Genomic DNA, 18,546 nt, shown 5'->3' on the forward strand with positions numbered 1-18,546 from the left:
GGACGTACCCCCAGCGCATGTTCCGATTCTCAACGCGCCCGCAAGTGGTGCCCAGCACTCGCTCAGAGAATGCTCCCCGGAGCTGATACTTCCGCGCGCGCGACCTGCCCAGGGTACCCGCAGCAGCGCATGAGCACCACGAGCGCCTGATCACGAAACGGTGTGGAGACCGGGACGGAGCTGGGCAGCCGCCCCGGTCCGCCCGGGAGTCAGCGTGCGCGCTCCACCAGGGTCCGGGTGAACGTCGTCAGCGCGGCACGGACGTCGCTCTCCGGCAGCTCGGCGAGAATCTCCACCGCCTCATCGGCAGTGCGCTGCGCGAGCGCGCGCGTCTCCTCGAGCGCAGGATCGGCCCGGAGCATTGCGACGAGCTCATCCAGCGCGGCATCTGAGCTGAGGTCACCGTCGAGCCGTGCCACGAGGTCCAGGCTATGGGCGTCCTGCTGCGCCGCAGCGCGGCGTCGAACCAGCAGGGTAGGCATCGTCGGCACTCCCTCACGCAGATCGATGCCGGGGGTCTTCCCGCTGGTGGCGGCGTCGCTCTCGAGATCGAGCACATCGTCCGCGAGCTGGAAGGCGACTCCGACCTTCTCCCCGTACCGCCGCATGACGTCGGCTGAGCCAGCGGGTCCCCCTGCCAGGGACGCCCCGAGGCTTCCCGCGAGGGCGAGAAGCGAGGCGGTCTTATCGGCGAGGACCGAGATGTAGTGGGCGAAGGGATCCTCGTCCTCCTTCGGCCCGACGGTCTCATGGAGCTGTCCCAGGCACAGCCTCTCGAAGGTCTCCGAGTGGAGGCGGACAGCCTCGGTCCCGATCCGGGCGCTGAGCGCACTCGCACGAGCGAAGAGGAAGTCACCGGTGAGGATCGCGACGTTGTTGCCCCAGAGCGAATGCGCGCTCTCCGCACCACGGCGGGTGGGCGCCGAGTCCATCACGTCATCATGGTAAAGACTCGCCAGATGCGTGAGCTCGACCAGGACTGCAGCGTCGAGCACCCCCTCAGCGTCGAGGTCACCGAGCGATGCCGCAAGCAGCACCAGCATGGGACGCACGCGCTTGCCTCCGGCATCCATCAGGTGACGGCTGGTCCAGCGGACCATGTCGTCGGACGTGGCCACGGAGTCACGCAGCCGCTCCTCGATGGCTCCGAGGCGCTCGACGATGTTGCTCGCGAGCTGCTCATCGATGTCGGGAACTCCCGGCAACGTGGACGGCATGGCTCTCCTGGAACTCAGCGGGGCGCCGGCGGCGCTCCCGGGACATGAACTGCGGGATGCTCGAGACGACGAGGCCACGAGCTCGGGAACCAGCAACGGATGGCTGCGCGGACCCGACAACCGAGTCTACCGGGGACAGACGCGCCGAACCGCACTGTTGGTCCTGAGGTGAGCGGGAGAACGCCGTGCCACGTCGACGTCCCGCTTCAGCGCTGGCGACGACATCGCTGGTCACCAGCCCTGCACGCCCCTCGGCAAGAACCCTGACTTCGCGCATGAAAACCGGAACCCTGTTTTCGGCATGAAAAAAGGAGTGGGAGGAGCGAAACCCTTTAAGGGTCTCAAGCTCACTCCCACTCCCACAAAGATGTCCGGCGGCGACCTACTCTCCCACACCCTCCCGAGTGCAGTACCATCGGCGCAATCGAGCTTAGCTTCCGGGTTCGGAATGGAACCGGGCGTTTCCTCGACGCTATGACCGCCGTAACACAATGAGACAACCAGACCACCAGAACACCAACCCCTCAAAAAGAGGGCCGACGTTCTGAGGAGTTGTTCCTCGAGAACCGCACAGTGGACGCAAACACGCATAAACAATAAAAATGTTGTAGTAAGTCATCAGCCATTAGTACCAGTCAGCTCCACACATTGCTGTGCTTCCACATCTGGCCTATCAACCCAGTCATCTACTGGGGGCCTCTCACACCCGAAGGTGTATGGATATCTCATCTCGAAGCAGGCTTCCCGCTTAGATGCTTTCAGCGGTTATCCCTTCCCGACGTAGCCAACCAGCCATGCCCTTGGCAGAACAACTGGCACACCAGAGGTCAGTCCATCCCGGTCCTCTCGTACTAGGGACAGGACTTCTCAAATATCCAACGCGCGCAGCGGATAGGGACCGAACTGTCTCACGACGTTCTAAACCCAGCTCGCGTACCGCTTTAATGGGCGAACAGCCCAACCCTTGGGACCAACTCCAGCCCCAGGATGCGACGAGCCGACATCGAGGTGCCAAACCATGCCGTCGATATGAGCTCTTGGGCAAGATCAGCCTGTTATCCCCGGGGTACCTTTTATCCGTTGAGCGACACCCATTCCACAATGAGGTGCCGGATCACTAGTTCCTGCTTTCGCACCTGCCCGACATGTCTGTCTCGCAGTCAAGCTCCCTTGTGCACTTACACTCAACACCTGATTGCCAACCAGGCTGAGGGAACCTTTGAGCGCCTCCGTTACTCTTTAGGAGGCAACCGCCCCAGTTAAACTACCCATCAGACACTGTCCCTGATCCGGATCACGGACCGAGGTTAGGAATCCAAAACGACCAGAGTGGTATTTCAACAATGACTCCACACTCACTGGCGTGAATGCTTCCAAGTCTCCCACCTATCCTACACAAGCCGTTCCGAACACCAATATCAAACTATAGTAAAGGTCCCGGGGTCTTTCCGTCCTGCTGCGCGTAACGAGCATCTTTACTCGTAATGCAATTTCGCCGAGTTCGCGGTTGAGACAGTGGAGAAGTCGTTACGCCATTCGTGCAGGTCGGAACTTACCCGACAAGGAATTTCGCTACCTTAGGATGGTTATAGTTACCACCGCCGTTTACTGGGGCTTAAATTCTCAGCTTCGACACCGAAGTGTCTAACCGGTCCTCTTAACCTTCCAGCACCGGGCAGGCGTCAGTCCGTATACAGCGTCTTACGACTTCGCACGGACCTGTGTTTTTAGTAAACAGTCGCTTCTCCCTGGTCTCTGCGGCCCTCACCGCTCTCACGGTTCGGGCCCCCCTTCTCCCGAAGTTACGGGGGCATTTTGCCGAGTTCCTTAACCACGATTCTCTCGAACGCCTCGGTATTCTCTACCTGATCACCTGAGTCGGTTTAGGGTACGGGCGACCGTATTCGTCACGCCGGAACTTTTCTTGGCAGTACAGGATCACTCACCTACGCCCATACGGGATCCCCATCACGTCTGACCCTTGATGACCCCAGCATTACCCGGGGTCGGGCTGCACGCTTAGACGGACTATTCCATTAAGTCCGCGGAAGCTACCTCTCTGCGTCATTCCTCGCGCTGACCTACTACAACCTTGGTTCCCAGCCTCGTCAACCTCCACACCCCGAAGGGCATGGGGAAAACTCGGGTGGTTAGCATCGACTGCCTCGGTATGGGTCCTCCTACGATCGGTTCGGGAATATCAACCCGATGTCCATCGACTACGCCTGTCGGCCTCGCCTTAGGTCCCGACTAACCCAGGGCGGATAAACCTGGCCCTGGAACCCTTGATCAATCGGCGGACGGGTTTCTCACCCGTCTTTCGCTACTCATGCCTGCATTCTCACTCGTACAGCCTCCACCACTGGGTTCCCCCGCGGCTTCGCTGGCTGCACGACGCTCCCCTACCCATCCAGCCACAAGGACTGAATGACACAGCTTCGGCGGTGTGCTTGAGCCCCGCTAAATTGTCGGCGCAGAATCACTTGACCAGTGAGCTATTACGCACTCTTTCAAGGGTGGCTGCTTCTAAGCCAACCTCCTGGTTGTCTCAGCAACTCCACATCCTTTTCCACTTAGCACACGCTTAGGGGCCTTAGCTGATGTTCTGGGCTGTTTCCCTCTCGACTATGAAGCTTATCCCCCACAGTCTCACTGCTGCGCTCTAGCGTACCGGCATTCGGAGTTTGGCTAAGGTCAGTAACCCGGTGGGGCCCATCGCCTATCCAGTGCTCTACCTCCGGTACGGAACACGCAACGCTGCACCTAAATGCATTTCGGGGAGAACCAGCTATCACGAAGTTTGATTGGCCTTTCACCCCTATCCACAGGTCATCCCCTCCATTTTCAACTGAAGTGGGTTCGCGCCTCCACGCGGTCTTACCCGCGCTTCACACTGCCCATGGATAGATCACTTCGCTTCGGGTCTAGAGCCGGCGACTGAACGCCCCGTTCAGACTCGCTTTCGCTACGGCTACCCCACACGGGTTAACCTCGCCACCGACCACTAACTCGCAGGCTCATTCTTCAAAAGGCACGCCGTCACCCCTAAAGGCTCCGACGGATTGTAAGCACACGGTTTCAGGTACTATTTCACTCCCCTCCCGGGGTGCTTTTCACCTTTCCCTCACGGTACTTGTCCGCTATCGGTCAAGAGGTAGTATTTAGGCTTACCAGGTGGTCCTGGCAGATTCACACCAGATTTCACGGGTCCGGTGTTACTTGGGAACAGCATCGCGCCGTACATCGATTTCGTCTACGGGGGTCACACCCTCTACGCCGTCGCACTCAACACGACTTCGACTATCGCTATACGTCCACGCCGAGCTGCCGGCAGACAGCCCTGATACGTCCCACAACCCCCAACCTGCAACCCCTGCCGGGTATCACACAGACCAGGTTTAGCCTCATCCGAATTCGCTCGCCACTACTCACGGAATCACTTTTGTTTTCTCTTCCTGCGGGTACTGAGATGTTTCACTTCCCCGCGTTCCCTCCACACCGCCTATACATTCAGCGGTGGGTACCACGACATGACTCGTGGTGGGTTTCCCCATTCGGACATCCTCGGATCACAGTTCGGTTGTCAACTCCCCGAGGCTTAACGCAGACTCCCACGTCCTTCGTCGGCTCCTCTTGCCAAGGCATCCACCGTGTGCCCTTTAAAACTTACGGCAACACACAAAGACACAAAATCTTTAAAATTGCTTACAAGATGCTCGCGTCCACTATGCAGTTCTCAAGAAACAACCCCACACCAACCCCACCCACGCATTCGCGCCAGGCAAGATCAGGGAGGACCAGCCACACACCCCAAAAAAGACCCTCCCGAAGGACGGTCCCGTTGGGGCTGCGTGCAGCCTCACAACCCAATAGCGTGTCTCCACCTCAAACCACCCAGCACACCCGCTTTCCACACCCCCAAAAGGAGCGGTACTCACAAGCCATGCCAGCTGATGAAGCGCCTATTCGTTGATGTTCCACCCTTGAGCAACCACCCCCACCACACTCGGGCAGGAAAATGGCCACCATAATTGGTGATGCTCCTTAGAAAGGAGGTGATCCAGCCGCACCTTCCGGTACGGCTACCTTGTTACGACTTAGTCCCAATCACCGATCCCACCTTCGACAGCTCCCTCACGAGGATGGGCCACTGGCTTCGGGTGTTACCGACTTTCGTGACTTGACGGGCGGTGTGTACAAGGCCCGGGAACGTATTCACCGCAGCGTTGCTGATCTGCGATTACTAGCGACTCCGACTTCATGGGGTCGAGTTGCAGACCCCAATCCGAACTGAGGCCGGCTTTTTGGGATTCGCTCCACCTCACAGTTTCGCAACCCATTGTACCGACCATTGTAGCATGCTTGAAGCCCAAGACATAAGGGGCATGATGATTTGACGTCGTCCCCACCTTCCTCCGAGTTGACCCCGGCAGTCTCCTATGAGTCCCCACCATGACGTGCTGGCAACATAGAACGAGGGTTGCGCTCGTTGCGGGACTTAACCCAACATCTCACGACACGAGCTGACGACAACCATGCACCACCTGTGCACCAGTCCGAAGAAAACCACATCTCTGCAGTCGCCCGGTGCATGTCAAGCCTTGGTAAGGTTCTTCGCGTTGCATCGAATTAATCAGCATGCTCCGCCGCTTGTGCGGGCCCCCGTCAATTCCTTTGAGTTTTAGCCTTGCGGCCGTACTCCCCAGGCGGGGCACTTAATGCGTTAGCTACGACGCGGAAAACGTGGAATGTCCCCCACATCTAGTGCCCAACGTTTACGGCATGGACTACCAGGGTATCTAATCCTGTTCGCTACCCATGCTTTCGCTCCTCAGTGTCAGTAATGGCCCAGAGACCTGCCTTCGCCATCGGTGTTCTTCCTGATATCTGCGCATTTCACCGCTACACCAGGAGTTCCAGTCTCCCCTACCACACTCTAGCCTGCCCGTACCCACCGCACGCCCGAGGTTGAGCCTCGGGTTTTCACGGCAGACGCGACAAGCCACCTACGAGCTCTTTACGCCCAATAATTCCGGACAACGCTTGCGCCCTACGTATTACCGCGGCTGCTGGCACGTAGTTAGCCGGCGCTTCTTCTGCAGGTACCGTCACTTTCGCTTCTTCCCTACTGAAAGAGGTTTACAACCCGAAGGCCGTCATCCCTCACGCGGCGTCGCTGCATCAGGCTTTCGCCCATTGTGCAATATTCCCCACTGCTGCCTCCCGTAGGAGTCTGGGCCGTGTCTCAGTCCCAGTGTGGCCGGTCGCCCTCTCAGGCCGGCTACCCGTCATCGTCTTGGTGAGCCATTACCTCACCAACAAACTGATAGGCCGCGAGTCCATCCCTCACCGATAAATCTTTCCAACAACCACCATGCGGTAGAAGTTCATATCCGGTATTAGCCACGATTTCCCGAGGTTATCCCGAAGTGAGGGGCAGGTTACTCACGTGTTACTCACCCGTTCGCCACTAATCAGGCAGTGCAAGCACCACCGTCATCGTTCGACTTGCATGTGTTAAGCACGCCGCCAGCGTTCGTCCTGAGCCAGGATCAAACTCTCCATGAAAAAACATGAAAAACAGTATCCTGACAACATAAACAAACAACCAGCATATAACTGCTGTATCATCCGTATTATAATTGCCATTCAAAATAATGGCATCAACAAACAGACACGCTATTGAGATATCAAGCAACACGCGCACATCATTCTCTCCCCGCAGAGCGGTTCGAGTCAGAGGCTCGGTGGCGCCGGCGGAAACTTCCTACCGACTGACGTTCTACGTCGTCGTTCCGGCGCGAATCACTACTCTAGCAGTTCTTCGCGGCCCAGTCCAACTCCGCTCCGTGTGCTCCCGGTCTCGTTCGGATCGACTCGCGATCTTCCCTCTGACCTGCCCACGTTCACCATCCCGATCTCTCGGTCCGGCAGTCCTGCAGCTGTCCCGCTCCACTCCGTTCCGTTCGCTTCCCTATGGGATGCTCCCGGCCCTTCGTGTCTGCGTTGTTCCTGCTGACAAGAAAGAACATTACGGGTCCGGGCGAGGGTCGTCAAACCGGAGGATTCACCTCCCATTCACCCACTTCTGAGCGCGTCCGTGCAGGTCAACCGGGGTTTTTCTGTTCAGGGAAAGCGCTCGTTCATCGCGATGTGACCCGCGTCTGAGAGGGGCGTCACCGGAACTTATCGTCGGCTTGACAGTTTCGGTGGCAGGCCGTACTTGGCGGGCGCTGGCGGGCATGGCCACGGAGCTGGTGACGCTGCTGCCGGCCGGACGCCGTGCTCCGTCCTGACGCTCCCCGCCCCCTGGCTCTCCCCTGCGCCCCGGGTCTCCCCACTCCACGACGTCCGGCCCCGGATTCACGACGAGCCCCGTGCTCTGCGGCTGCAGGGCACGGGGCTCGTCGTAATTCCGGTGTGGACGTAGGTCAGCCGGCGAGGCGGACCATCGCGGCGTTCTTGCGTCCGCGGCGCAGGAGCAGGTGCCTGCCCGGCAGCGCCTCGAGGTCCCCCACCTCTCGGGCGAGATCCTCAGCAGTCACCTTCTCTCCGTTCACCGAGAGGCCTCCGCCCTCAGCGTCGCGCCGTGCGGCACCCTTCGACGCCGCGATGCCGGACTCCACGAACGCATCGACCAGCGCCATGGTCGTGGAGACCTCCGCGCCTGGCAGCTCGCGGGCGATCGTCACGATCGTCTGCTCATCGAGCTCTCGCACATCACCGCGCCCGAACAGGACCGTCGCCGCAGCCTTGGCCTGCGCGGTGGCCTGCTCACCGTGGACCATCGTGGTGAGATCGTCCGCGAGCAGCTTCTGGGCTGCGCGCTGGTGGGAGGCATCGGCGGTCGCGTGCTCGAGCTCGGCGATCTCCTCCTGCGACCGGAAGGTGAAGTACTTCAGGTAGTTCACGACGTCGCCGTCGGCCGCATTGAGCCAGAACTGGTGGAAGGCGTAGGGGCTGGTGAGGTCTGCGTCGAGCCAGACTGCGCCCCCCTCGCTCTTCCCGAACTTGGTGCCATCCGCCTTGGTGACCAGCGGTGTGGTCAGGGCGTGCGCATCGTGGCCCTCGACCTTGTGGATCAGATCGACACCGGTGAGCAGGTTCCCCCACTGGTCGTTGCCTCCGAACTGCAATGAGACCCCATGGCGGCGATGCAGCTCGAGGTAATCAATGCCCTGGAGCACCTGGTAGCTGAATTCGGTGTAGCTGATCCCCTCGTCGCTCTGCAGGCGGCGGGCCACCGTGTCCTTGGCGAGCATGGTGCCCATGCGGAAGTGCTTGCCCATGTCCCGCAGGAAGTCCAGGGCGCTCATCTGCCCGATCCAGTCGAGGTTGTTCACCATGGTCACCGCGAACTCGCCCTCGAGGTCGAGGAAGCGGGAGATCTGCCCTCGCAGGCTGTCGACCCACGTCGCGACGATCTCGGCATCGTTGAGCACCCGCTCCCCGGACATGCGCGGATCACCGATCAGGCCGGTCGCCCCACCCACCAACGCGTAGGGGTGGTGACCGGCGAGCTGGAGCCGGCGCATCGTGAGCACCTGGGTCAGATGACCGACGTGAAGGGACGACGCCGTCGGGTCGAAGCCGCAATACAGGCTGACCGGCCCGTCCGCCAGAGCGCTGCCGAGCGCCTCGCGCCCGGTGGTCTGTACGACGAGTCCTCGCCAGGCGAGCTCGTCCAGGACGGAATGCATCGATCGGTTCCTCTCGGAGGGGCACAGGGTGCCGATGGTCCGGCCGGGAGAGGCCGGGGTCTGACTGGTCGGGGCGCGCACGGACCGGAGTTCGAGCGAGCTGCCCGGTGAGCCCTCGGTGTGCGTGGAGCCCACGCTGTGCGTGCCCGAGCGCCATTGTCACAGATCCCGGGCCCACGGCGTCGCATCCGCCTCCGGCCACCAGATTCCTGTCCCTGGTGAGGGTTGAAAGCCGTATAGCTGTTCAATCCTCAGAGGAGACAGATATCCGGTGGCCGGGAGGACCCGGCGGCCCAGTGAACCCGGCGGCCCAGTGAACCGGTGGCCCGGTGAACAGGTGGCCGGGAGAATCCGGTGACCGGACGAGCCGGGCAGTCGACGGCACCGTGTGACGGGCGTGGCCGCCGCTCAGCGGTCCCGGGTGAAGGCGCGCAACGCGGAGATCTCCTCGGCGGCGGCCTCCTCCTGCTCCGCGACCCGCACCGGCGCGGTCCCGCCCTTCGCGTCACGGGATGCGATGGAGCCCTCGACGGTCAGCACTGAACGGACCGAGCCGTCCAGGTGCTCAGAGATGGAGGCCATCTCCTCGTCGGTGAGGTCCCACAGCTCCTTGCCCTGAGACTCGGCGGCCTTCACGCAAGCCCCCGAGATCTCGTGGGCGATGCGGAAGGGAACCCCGCGACGCACCAGGTGGTCCGCGATGTCGGTCGCGAGCGAGAAGCCCTGCGGCGCGAGCTCGGCCATCCGCTCGGTATGGAAGACCAGGGTCGCCATCATGCCCGTGAACGCCGGCAGCACCAGGTCCAGCGAATCGACCTGATCGAAGACCGGCTCCTTGTCCTCCTGCAGGTCGCGGTTGTACGCGAGCGGAAGCGCCTTGAGCGTACCCAGCAGTCCCACCAGGTCGCCGATCAGGCGGCCCGCCTTCCCGCGTGCGAGCTCGGCGATGTCCGGGTTCTTCTTCTGCGGCATGATCGAGGAGCCGGTGGAGTAGGCGTCGTCCAGGGTGATGAACGAGAACTCCTTGGTGTTCCACAGGATGACCTCCTCGGCGAGCCGCGAGAGGTCGATCCCGATCATCGCGAGCACGAAGGAGAACTCGGCGGTGAGGTCGCGCGAGGCGGTCCCGTCGATCGAGTTCCACACCGAGTCCGAGAAGCCCAGCTCCGCGGCGACCGCCTGCGGATCCAGGCCCAGGCTCGAACCGGCCAGAGCCCCCGAGCCGTACGGGGAGATGTCCGTGCGAGCGTCGAGATCCCGCAACCGCTCCACGTCCCGCAGCAGCGGCCAGGCGTGGGCCAGCAGGTGATGGCTGAGCAGCAGCGGCTGGGCATGCTGGAGGTGGGTGCGGCCCGGCATCGGAGCGCCGTGCACCTCACGAGCCCGGGCCACCAGCACATCGACGAGGTCGAGGACCTGGTCACCGATGGCGCGAGCCTGATCGCGGATGAACAGCCGGATCAGGGTGGCGATCTGGTCGTTGCGGGAGCGCCCGGCGCGCAGCTTGCCGCCGAGATCCGCACCGGCCCGCTCGATGAGGCCGCGCTCGAGGGCGGTGTGCACGTCCTCGTCCTCGGGCGCGGCGGCGAACTCGCCGGAGGCGACGTCGGCCGCGAGGGTGTCCAGCGCGGCCTGCATGCCGGTGAGCTCGTCATCGCTCAGCAGGCCGGCTGTGTGGAGCACGTTGGCGTGCGCCTTCGAGCCGCGCAGGTCGTACTGCGCCAGCCGCCAGTCGAAGTGGGTGGACACCGACAGGGCGGCCAGCGCCGCCGCAGGGCCGGAGCCGAAGCGCCCGCCCCACAGGGAGGCGTTCTCCTTCGCGGCCGACGGGTCCGCTGCAGCTGACGGATCCGCGGCGGCCTGCCCGGCAGAGGCATCCATCTGGGTGCCGTCCTGGCCTGGCAGGGAGCCGTTCTGGCTCATGCCTGCCCCTCGGGTGCGGCGTCGAGGTCCTCGCCGTTGCCGAAGGCGACGTCGCGGGCCGCGGCCTGCTTGGCGGCCAGGCCGTAGATGTCGATGAAGCCGCGGGCGCTGGCCTGGTCGAAGGTGTCGCCCTCGTCGTAGGTGGCGAGGTTGAAGTCGTACAGACCGGTCTCGGTGCGGCGCCCGGTCACGGTGGCGCGGCCGCCGTGCAGGGTCATGCGGATATCACCGCTGACGTAGCGCTGGGTGTCCGAGATGAAGGCGTCCAGGGACTTCTTCAGCGGGGAGAACCACTGGCCGTCGTAGACCAGGTCGGTCCAGCGGTCGCTCACGGTGCGCTTGAAGCGGGCCTGCTCGCGCTCGAGGGTCACGCGCTCGAGCTCCTGGTGAGCGGTGATCAGCGTCATCGCGCCGGGGGCCTCGTAGACCTCGCGGGACTTGATGCCCACCAGGCGGTCCTCGACGATATCGATGCGGCCGATGCCCTGTGCGCCGGCGCGGCGGTTGAGCTCCTGGATCGCCTCGAGCGGGGAGACCTTGCGACCGTCGATGGCGACCGGGATGCCGCGCTCGAAGGAGATGACGATTTCGTCGGCGACCGGCGGGAAGGCCGGGTCGTCGGTGTAGCTGAAGACGTCCTTGGTGGGCTCGTTCCAGATGTCCTCGAGGAAGCCGGTCTCGATGGCGCGGCCCCACACGTTCTGGTCGATCGAGAAGGGGTTGTGCTTGGTGGTCTCGATCGGCAGACCCTTGCGCTCGGCGTACTGGATCGCCTTGTCACGGGTCAGCGCGAGGTCACGCACCGGAGCGATGCACTTGAGCTCGGGGGCCAGCGAGGTGATCGAGACCTCGAAACGGACCTGGTCGTTGCCCTTGCCGGTGCAGCCGTGGGCGACCGTGGAGGCGCCGTACTTCTTGGCCGCCTTCACGAGGTGCTTGGTGATCACCGGGCGCGAGATCGCGGAGACGTTCGGGTAGGCGTCCATGTACAGCGCGTTCGCCTGGAGCGCGGGCATGCAGTACTCGTTGGCGAACTCGTCGCGGGCATCGGCCACATAAGCCTCGACGGCGCCGCAGTCCAGGGCGCGCTGGCGGATCACCTCGAGGTCCTCTCCGCCCTGGCCGACATCCACCGCACAGGCGATGACATCGGCGCCGGTGGCGTCATGGATCCAGCCGATGGCCACGGAGGTGTCGAGGCCGCCGGAGTAGGCGAGGACGATCTTTTCGGTCACAGGAATGCTCCTAGTCGTGAGTCACAGAGTGATCGGGCGGGTCCCGAGGGGCCGGTGCCCGAGGTCATGGGGTCAAGAGACTTTGGCGTCTCAGGATCTTGGGGTCTTGGGGTCTTGGGGTCGAAGCAGTCAGGCGCTGCGTGGCGTGTCCGGGGTCGACGAGCCGGTGCGACCGGCATGATCCGTCGGTGCGGACTGACGCCGGGGCGACGTCGCGGGGTCGACGGTCTCCCGTCGGCCATCCGCGAGATCGAGCAGTCGTTCGGCGAGCCGGTCACCGCCGGCAGGGTCCCGAGAGACCAGCAGCACGGTGTCATCGCCTGCGATCGTACCGAGGACATCCGGCATCACCGAGCGATCCATCGCCGAAGCGAGATACTGCGCACCCCCGGGCGGGGTGCGCACCACCACCAGGTTGCCGCTGGCCTCCGCCGAGACCAGCAGGCCTTCCGCGAGCCGCGGCAGCCTCGCCTCCAGCAGCTCGTTCTCCGGGGCTGCCGCCGGGCGGGCGGATCCGCCCTCCGGAGGCAGCCGGTAGACGAGGCTGCCCGCTGAGCCGCGGATCTTCTCCGCCTGCAGCTCCACCAGGTCCCGCGAGAGGGTCGCCTGGGTGACCTCGATGCCCTCAGCGGTCAGCAGCTGGGCGAGCTGGGACTGGGAGGACACCTCCTGGTGAGTGAGCAGCTGGACGATGCGCTGCTGACGGGAGGTCTTGGTCTGGGCGAGCGCGCGGCGGGAATCGCTCATCGGCGCGCTCCCCGCGGGAGGGCGTGCGCGGCGGTGTTCTGGTCAGGGTGCTCGAGCAGCCAGGTCAGCAGCGCCTTCTGGGCGTGCAGGCGGTTCTCGGCCTCGTCCCACACCACGGAGGAGGGCCCGTCGATCACCGCGGCGGTGACCTCCTTGCCGCGGTAGGCCGGCAGGCAGTGCAGGAACAGCCCGCCCGAGAGCTCCATCAGCGACTCGGTGACCTGGAAGGGCGCGAAGGTCTCCTCACCCCGACCGTCCTCACCCTCCTGGCCCATCGACACCCAGGTGTCGGTGATGACGGCGGTGGCCTCCGCGGCCGCGACCCGTGGATCATCGGTGAGGGTGACGCTCCCGCCGGTGGCGCCAGCGATCTCCTCGGCACGGGCCACGATCTCCGAGTCCGGGCGGTGGGTGGCCGGGGAGGCGATCCGCACGTCCATACCGGCCGTGACGCCACCGAGCAGGTACGAGTGGGCCATGTTGTTCGCCCCGTCGCCGAGGTAGGCCAGGGACCGACCCGCCAGCGCCGCGTCCCCCTCAGCCAGTCCCCCGGTGTGCTGGGCGATGGTCTGCAGGTCCGCGAGGATCTGGCAGGGATGGAACTCGTCGGTGAGGGCGTTGATGACCGGCACGGTCGAGTGTGCGGCCATCTCTTCGATGCGCTCCTGGCCGAAGGTGCGCCAGATGATCGCGGAGACCATCCGGGTCAGCACCCGGGTGGTGTCGGCGATGGACTCGCCGCGGCCGAGCTGGCTGCTGCCGGCCTCCATCACCAGCGGGCTGCCCCCGAGCTCCGCGACGCCGGTCGCGAAGGACACCCGGGTGCGGGTGGAGGACTTGTCGAACATGATCGCGACCGTGCGCGGCCCGTCCAGCGGGCGCTTGGCGAACCGATCCTCGGCAAGGGCCAGCGCGAGGGCCAGGACCTCCTTCTGCTCGGCGGGGCTCAGGTCGTCATCACGCAGGAAGTGGCGGGGCATCTCAGTTCTCTCCTTCGGGCGCAGCGGCCTCGAGCAGGGCGGGCAGGGCGGCGGTGAAGGTGCCGAGCTCGGCCGGGGTGATCAGCAGCGGCGGAGCGATCCGCAGCGTGGTCGCGTCCGGGGCGTTGACGATGAACCCCGCCTCGAGCGCAGCGGTCGCGAGCTGCGTGGCGATCGGTGCGCGCAGGCCGATGCCGAGCAGCAGGCCGGCTCCGCGAACCTCTTCGATCAAAGGATGGCCGAGGGCGAGCACGTCACGGGTGAATCCCGCGCCGACCTCGCGGACGTGCTCGAGCAGCCCGTCCTCGAGGATCGTGCCGAGCACGGCGAGCGCGGCGGCGGAGGCCAGCGGGTTTCCCCCGAAGGTGGTGCCGTGCTGGCCGGGCTGCAGCAGATCGTGCACGGCGGGGCCGTAGCTGATCACGGCGCCGATCGGGAAACCGCCGCCGAGGCCCTTGGCGAGCGTCATCACGTCGGGCTGGACGTCCGGGAGCGCCTGGTGGGCGAACCAGTGGCCGGTGCGGCCGATCCCGGTCTGCACCTCGTCGAGGATCAGCAGGGTGCCGTGCTCGCGGGTGAGGCGGCGCAGCGCGCGCAGGTACTCGGGCGCGAGCGGGCGCACCCCGGCCTCACCCTGGATGGGCTCGGCGAACACCGCGGCCACGTCTCCCGGGGCGAGGGCTTCGGCAAGAGCCTGCTCGTCCCCGACGGGGAGGAACTCGACGCCGCCGGGCAGCGGCTCGAAGGGGGCCCGGTAGGCCTCCTTCCAGGTGAGGGCGAGGGAGCCCATGGTGCGGCCGTGGAAGGAGTTCTGCAGCGCGAGGATGCGCGGCCGTCCGGTGCGGCGGGCGATCTTGAACGCCGCCTCATTCGCCTCGGTGCCGGAGTTGGCGAAGAACACGCCGGAGCCGGCGGGGGCGGAGGCGAGCGTCAGCAGCTTCTCGGCGAGCTCGATCTGCGGTGCGGAGGCGAAGAAGTTCGAGACGTGCCCGAGGGTCTCCGCCTGCTTGGTGATCGCGGCGAGCAACGCCGGGTGGCCGTGGCCGAGGGCGTTGACGGCGATCCCGGCCAGCAGGTCGAGGTACTGGTTGCCGTCGGTGTCCCAGACATGCACGCCCTCACCGCGGGCGAGGATCCGCTGCGGGGTGCCGAAGACGGGCAGCAGCGCTTCCCCGTAGCGCTGGGCGAGATCCAGCCCGGGCTGTTCCTGCGCGGGCTTCCCCTGCGCGGGCTTCACCTGCTCAGACATAGTCATCCCTCCTCACCATGGTGCCCACGCCCTTGGTCGTGAACACTTCCAGCAGCACGGCATGTTCGATCCGGCCGTCGATCATCGCGGCGGTGCGCACACCGGCGTCGACGGCTCCCAGCAGCGCCTCAGCCTTCGGGATCATCCCGGCAGTGAGGCCGGGGAGCATCTCCCGCAGCTCGGAGGCCGAGATCTCGGGGATCAGCGAAGCGCGGTCGGGCCAGTCGCGGTAGAGCCCCTCGACATCGGTGAGCATCACCAGCTTCTCCGCGTCCAGCCCCTCGGCCAGCGCGGCGGCCGCGAGGTCCGCGTTGATGTTCAGCACGTCCCCGGTGGGGTTGCCGTGGGCGTCGACCTCGGGGGCGATCGAGGAGATCACCGGGATCCTGCCGCTCTCGAGCAGATCGCTGATGGCGTCGATGTTGACGGCGCCCACTGCCCCCACGTGGCCGAGGTCGACGTCCTCGCCATCCACCACCGTGCCCCGACGGGTGGCGGTGAACAGCCGGGCATCCTCGCCGGACATGCCGATCGCGAAGGGACCGTGATGGTTGATCAGTCCCACCAGCTCCCGTCCCACCTGACCCACCAGCACCATTCGGGCAATGTCCATGGTCTCGGCGTCGGTCACGCGCAGGCCGCCGCGGAAGGTGGACTCCTTGCCCACCCGCTCCAGCATCGCGTTGATCTGCGGTCCGCCGCCGTGGACGACGACGACCCGGATGCCGGCGAGTCGCATGAAGACGATGTCCGCGGCGAATCCGCGACGCAGCTCCTCGTCGACCATCGCGTTGCCGCCGTACTTGACCACGACGATCCTGCCGCGGAAGCGCTGCATCCAGGGCATCGCCTCGATCAGCACCTCCGACTTCTCGCGGGCTTCGCTGCGGGCGGCGTCGAGCTGGGCCAGGGGGTTCTTGCCGACCAGCGGGGCGTCTGCCGACGGGTCGGTGCCGTCCGCGCCACCGCCGGCGGCTGCGGGTTCCGGGGAGTTCGGTGCGGTGCTCATGAGGAGTAGGCGCTGTTCTCTTCGACGTAGTCGTGGGTGAGGTCGTTGGTCCAGATGTCGCCGGTGGCCTCGCCGGCGCCGAGATCGACCTCGATGAGGGTCTCCCGAGGGGTCATGTCCACCTCGGAGCGGTCGCGGTGGGCGCCGCCTGCGCGGCACACCTCGACCCCGTTGACGGTGACCGAGAGGTTCGCGACGTCGAACGGGGCCACGGCTTCGGGGACGCAGCCGGCTGCGGAGACGATGCGGCCCCAGTTGGGGTCGTTGCCGAAGATCGCGGCCTTGACCAGGTTGGAGCGGGCAATCTCCCGGGCGACCGCGAGGGCTGCCTGTTCGGTGGTGGCGGAGCGGACGATCACGTGGACGTCGTGGCTCGCGCCCTCGGCATCGGCGACCAGCTGCCGGGCGAGGTCGGCGCTGACGGCGCGGACCGCTTCGGTGAGCTCTTCGAGCCCGAGGGCGGTCCCGCTCGCGCCGGAGGCCAGCAGGATGACGGTGTCGTTGGTGGACATGCAGGCGTCGGAGTCGACGCGGTCGAAGGTGGTGGCGGTCGCGGCGCGCAGTGCGGCGTCGGCGGTCTCCGCGTCGACGTCGGCATCGGTGGTGAGCACCACCAGCATGGTCGCCAGCTGCGGTGCGAGCATCCCGGCGCCCTTGGCGATCCCGCCCACGATCGCACCGGAGGGCGTGGTGACCTCCGCGGTCTTGGGCACGGTGTCGGTGGTCATGATCGCGGCAGCGGCGCTGGCATCAGCCTCGGCCCCGGCCTCGAGCCGTCCTGCGGCGGTGGTGACCCCGGCCAGCAGCGGCTCCATCGGCAGTCGCTCCCCGATCAGGCCGGTCGAGCAGACGAGCACATCCTGAGCGGCGACGTCGAGCAGGCCGGCGAGGTGCTCGGCAGTGCGGTGGGTGTCGGCGAACCCCTCCGGGCCGGTGCACGCATTTGCGCCACCGGAGTTCAGGATTACGGCCCGCGCGCGGCCGTCCGAGATGGCCTGGCGGGACCAGAGGACCGGCGCCGCCTGGACCCGGTTGCTGGTGAACACCGCGGCGGCGATGTCACGGGGACCGTCGTTGACGATGAGGGCGAGGTCATCCTTGCCGGTGGACTTGATACCGGCGGCGAGGCCGACGGCGCGGAAGCCGCGGGGACGGGTGATCGACATGCGAGCTCCTGGGAGGTCTGGGGGTGCTGCGGCGGGCGCGCTGCGGGAACCTGACGGTCCAACGAGCGTGCGACGGGAGTTCTGAAGTTCGCGCTCAGGGGGCGAGCGCGGTCCGGGTCAGGCCGGTGCCCTCAGGCAGGCCCAGCGCGAGGTTCATCGACTGGATCGCCGCTCCGGCGGTGCCCTTGACGAGGTTGTCCAATGCGGAGATCACGGTGGCCTGGCCGCTGTGGCGATCCACTGCGGCGCCGATGCGGAGCGTGTTCGCGCCGGTCACCTCGCCGGTGGCGGGGAAGACTCCCTCCGGCAGGACGGTCACGAAGTGCTCGTCCGCATAGTCGGCCTGCAGGGCGCCGAGCAGATCGGCGGTGGTGGCGCCCTCTGCGACGGGCGCGGTGCACACGGCGAGGATCCCGCGGCTCATGGGCACCAGCACCGGGGTGAAGGTGAGGCGCTGGCCCGTCTCACCCGTGGCGCGGCGGAGGTTCTGCAGCACCTCGGGGACGTGCCGGTGACTGCCGCCGACGGCATACGGGGCGGCGTTGCCGGAGGCTTCGGCGAACATCAGGTGCTGCTTGGCCGCGCGGCCGGCGCCGGAGTAGCCGACCGGAAGCACAGCGCTGAGCTGCGCGGCGTCCACGAGCCCGGCGCGCACCAGCGGTGCGAGCGCGAGGGAGACGGCGGTGGCGTTGCAGCCGGGCACTGCGATCTCCCGGGCGCCGACCAGCAGATCGCGCTGGCGCGTGCCGTCTGCCAGCGGCAGCTCGGGCATGCCGTAGGTCCAGGTGCCGGAGTGCTCGCTGCCGTAGTACTCGCTCCAGTCCTCGGAGTTCTCGAGCCGGTGGTCGGCGCCGAGGTCGAGGACCAGCACATCGGGGTCCTCGGCGCGCAGCGCGGCGGCGATCTGTCCCGACTGGCCGTGGGGCAGCGCGAGCACGACCACGTCATGGCCGCGCAGGGTGTCCACGCTCGTCTCGGCCAGCACGGGGTCGTGACCGAGGTCGATGTGCGGGGCGACCTCGCTGAGGTGCTTGCCCGCGCTCGAATGCGCCGCCACGGTCGCGATCTCGACGCCCGGGTGGGAGGCGAGCAGTCGGAGGGTCTCTCCCCCGGCGTATCCGGAGGCGCCGACGACGGCGACGCGGGGTCGCCGCGCGCTGTTCCCCACGGACAGATCGCCCTGGAGCGAGGAGCGGACGGCGTCACCGGTTACGGACATCATGCCGGAAGTATATACAGCCGAATGCATGAACAGCCAGTCAGGTCGACGTGACCGGGACGATATCTCCGGCGCGTGCCCGGTTCTGGGCGACCTGTGCG

Annotated in this window: 10 protein-coding genes and 3 rRNA genes; all 13 read right to left on the bottom strand. The window is 65.6% G+C overall.

The window, feature by feature from the left end; translation table 11 throughout:
* Positions 1-209: 209 nt before the first annotated feature.
* Complete coding sequence (locus tag ACT3UF_RS00150) at positions 210-1,217, bottom strand: polyprenyl synthetase family protein (protein ID WP_441445619.1); 1,008 nt, start codon at positions 1,215-1,217, stop codon at positions 210-212.
* A gap of 369 nt (positions 1,218-1,586) precedes the next feature.
* A 5S ribosomal RNA gene (rrf, locus tag ACT3UF_RS00155) occupies positions 1,587-1,703 on the bottom strand.
* 120 nt (positions 1,704-1,823) lie between these two features.
* Positions 1,824-4,889 (bottom strand): 23S ribosomal RNA (locus tag ACT3UF_RS00160).
* A 376-nt stretch (positions 4,890-5,265) separates the two neighbouring features.
* Positions 5,266-6,785, bottom strand: a 16S ribosomal RNA gene (locus ACT3UF_RS00165).
* The 16S, 23S and 5S rRNA genes sit together here, the layout of an rRNA operon.
* An 863-nt stretch (positions 6,786-7,648) precedes the next feature.
* Positions 7,649-8,917: a tyrosine--tRNA ligase gene (gene tyrS, locus ACT3UF_RS00170; RefSeq protein WP_444502243.1), complete on the bottom strand. Its 1,269-nt coding sequence runs from the start codon at positions 8,915-8,917 to the stop codon at positions 7,649-7,651.
* A gap of 408 nt (positions 8,918-9,325) precedes the next feature.
* Positions 9,326-10,798 (bottom strand): argininosuccinate lyase, encoded by a 1,473-nt coding sequence (argH, locus tag ACT3UF_RS00175; protein ID WP_442332841.1) that lies wholly within the window; start codon positions 10,796-10,798, stop codon positions 9,326-9,328.
* A gap of 38 nt (positions 10,799-10,836) precedes the next feature.
* Positions 10,837-12,075 carry an argininosuccinate synthase gene (locus ACT3UF_RS00180; RefSeq protein ID WP_442332839.1) on the bottom strand — a complete coding sequence of 413 codons (1,239 nt, stop codon included), beginning with the start codon at positions 12,073-12,075 and terminating at the stop codon, positions 10,837-10,839.
* Positions 12,076-12,204: 129 nt separating this feature from the next.
* The gene (locus tag ACT3UF_RS00185; RefSeq protein WP_442332838.1) at positions 12,205-12,822 is read right to left on the bottom strand and encodes an arginine repressor; all 618 of its coding nucleotides are present in this window, start codon (positions 12,820-12,822) and stop codon (positions 12,205-12,207) included.
* Complete coding sequence (gene argF, locus ACT3UF_RS00190) at positions 12,819-13,802, bottom strand: ornithine carbamoyltransferase (RefSeq protein ID WP_444607942.1); 984 nt, start codon at positions 13,800-13,802, stop codon at positions 12,819-12,821. The genes ACT3UF_RS00185 and argF overlap by 4 nt, the downstream gene beginning before the upstream one ends.
* Position 13,803: 1 nt before the next feature.
* Positions 13,804-15,051: an acetylornithine transaminase gene (locus ACT3UF_RS00195; protein WP_444592364.1), complete on the bottom strand. Its 1,248-nt coding sequence runs from the start codon at positions 15,049-15,051 to the stop codon at positions 13,804-13,806.
* A complete protein-coding gene (gene argB, locus ACT3UF_RS00200) occupies positions 15,044-16,060 on the bottom strand; it encodes an acetylglutamate kinase (protein WP_444592363.1) in 1,017 nt (338 codons plus the stop codon). Before argB ends, ACT3UF_RS00195 begins: the two co-directional genes overlap by 8 nt.
* Positions 16,057-17,226, bottom strand: coding sequence for a bifunctional glutamate N-acetyltransferase/amino-acid acetyltransferase ArgJ (argJ, locus tag ACT3UF_RS00205; protein ID WP_444592362.1), 1,170 nt, complete (start codon positions 17,224-17,226; stop codon positions 16,057-16,059). Before argJ ends, argB begins: the two co-directional genes overlap by 4 nt.
* 94 nt (positions 17,227-17,320) lie before the next feature.
* Complete coding sequence (gene argC / locus ACT3UF_RS00210) at positions 17,321-18,445, bottom strand: N-acetyl-gamma-glutamyl-phosphate reductase (RefSeq protein ID WP_441444341.1); 1,125 nt, start codon at positions 18,443-18,445, stop codon at positions 17,321-17,323.
* Positions 18,446-18,546: the final 101 nt, after the last annotated feature.

The sequence above is a fragment of the Brachybacterium sp. AOP24-D1-21 genome, assembly GCF_052378665.1.
In the GTDB taxonomy this organism is placed as follows: Bacteria; Actinomycetota; Actinomycetes; order Actinomycetales; family Dermabacteraceae; genus Brachybacterium.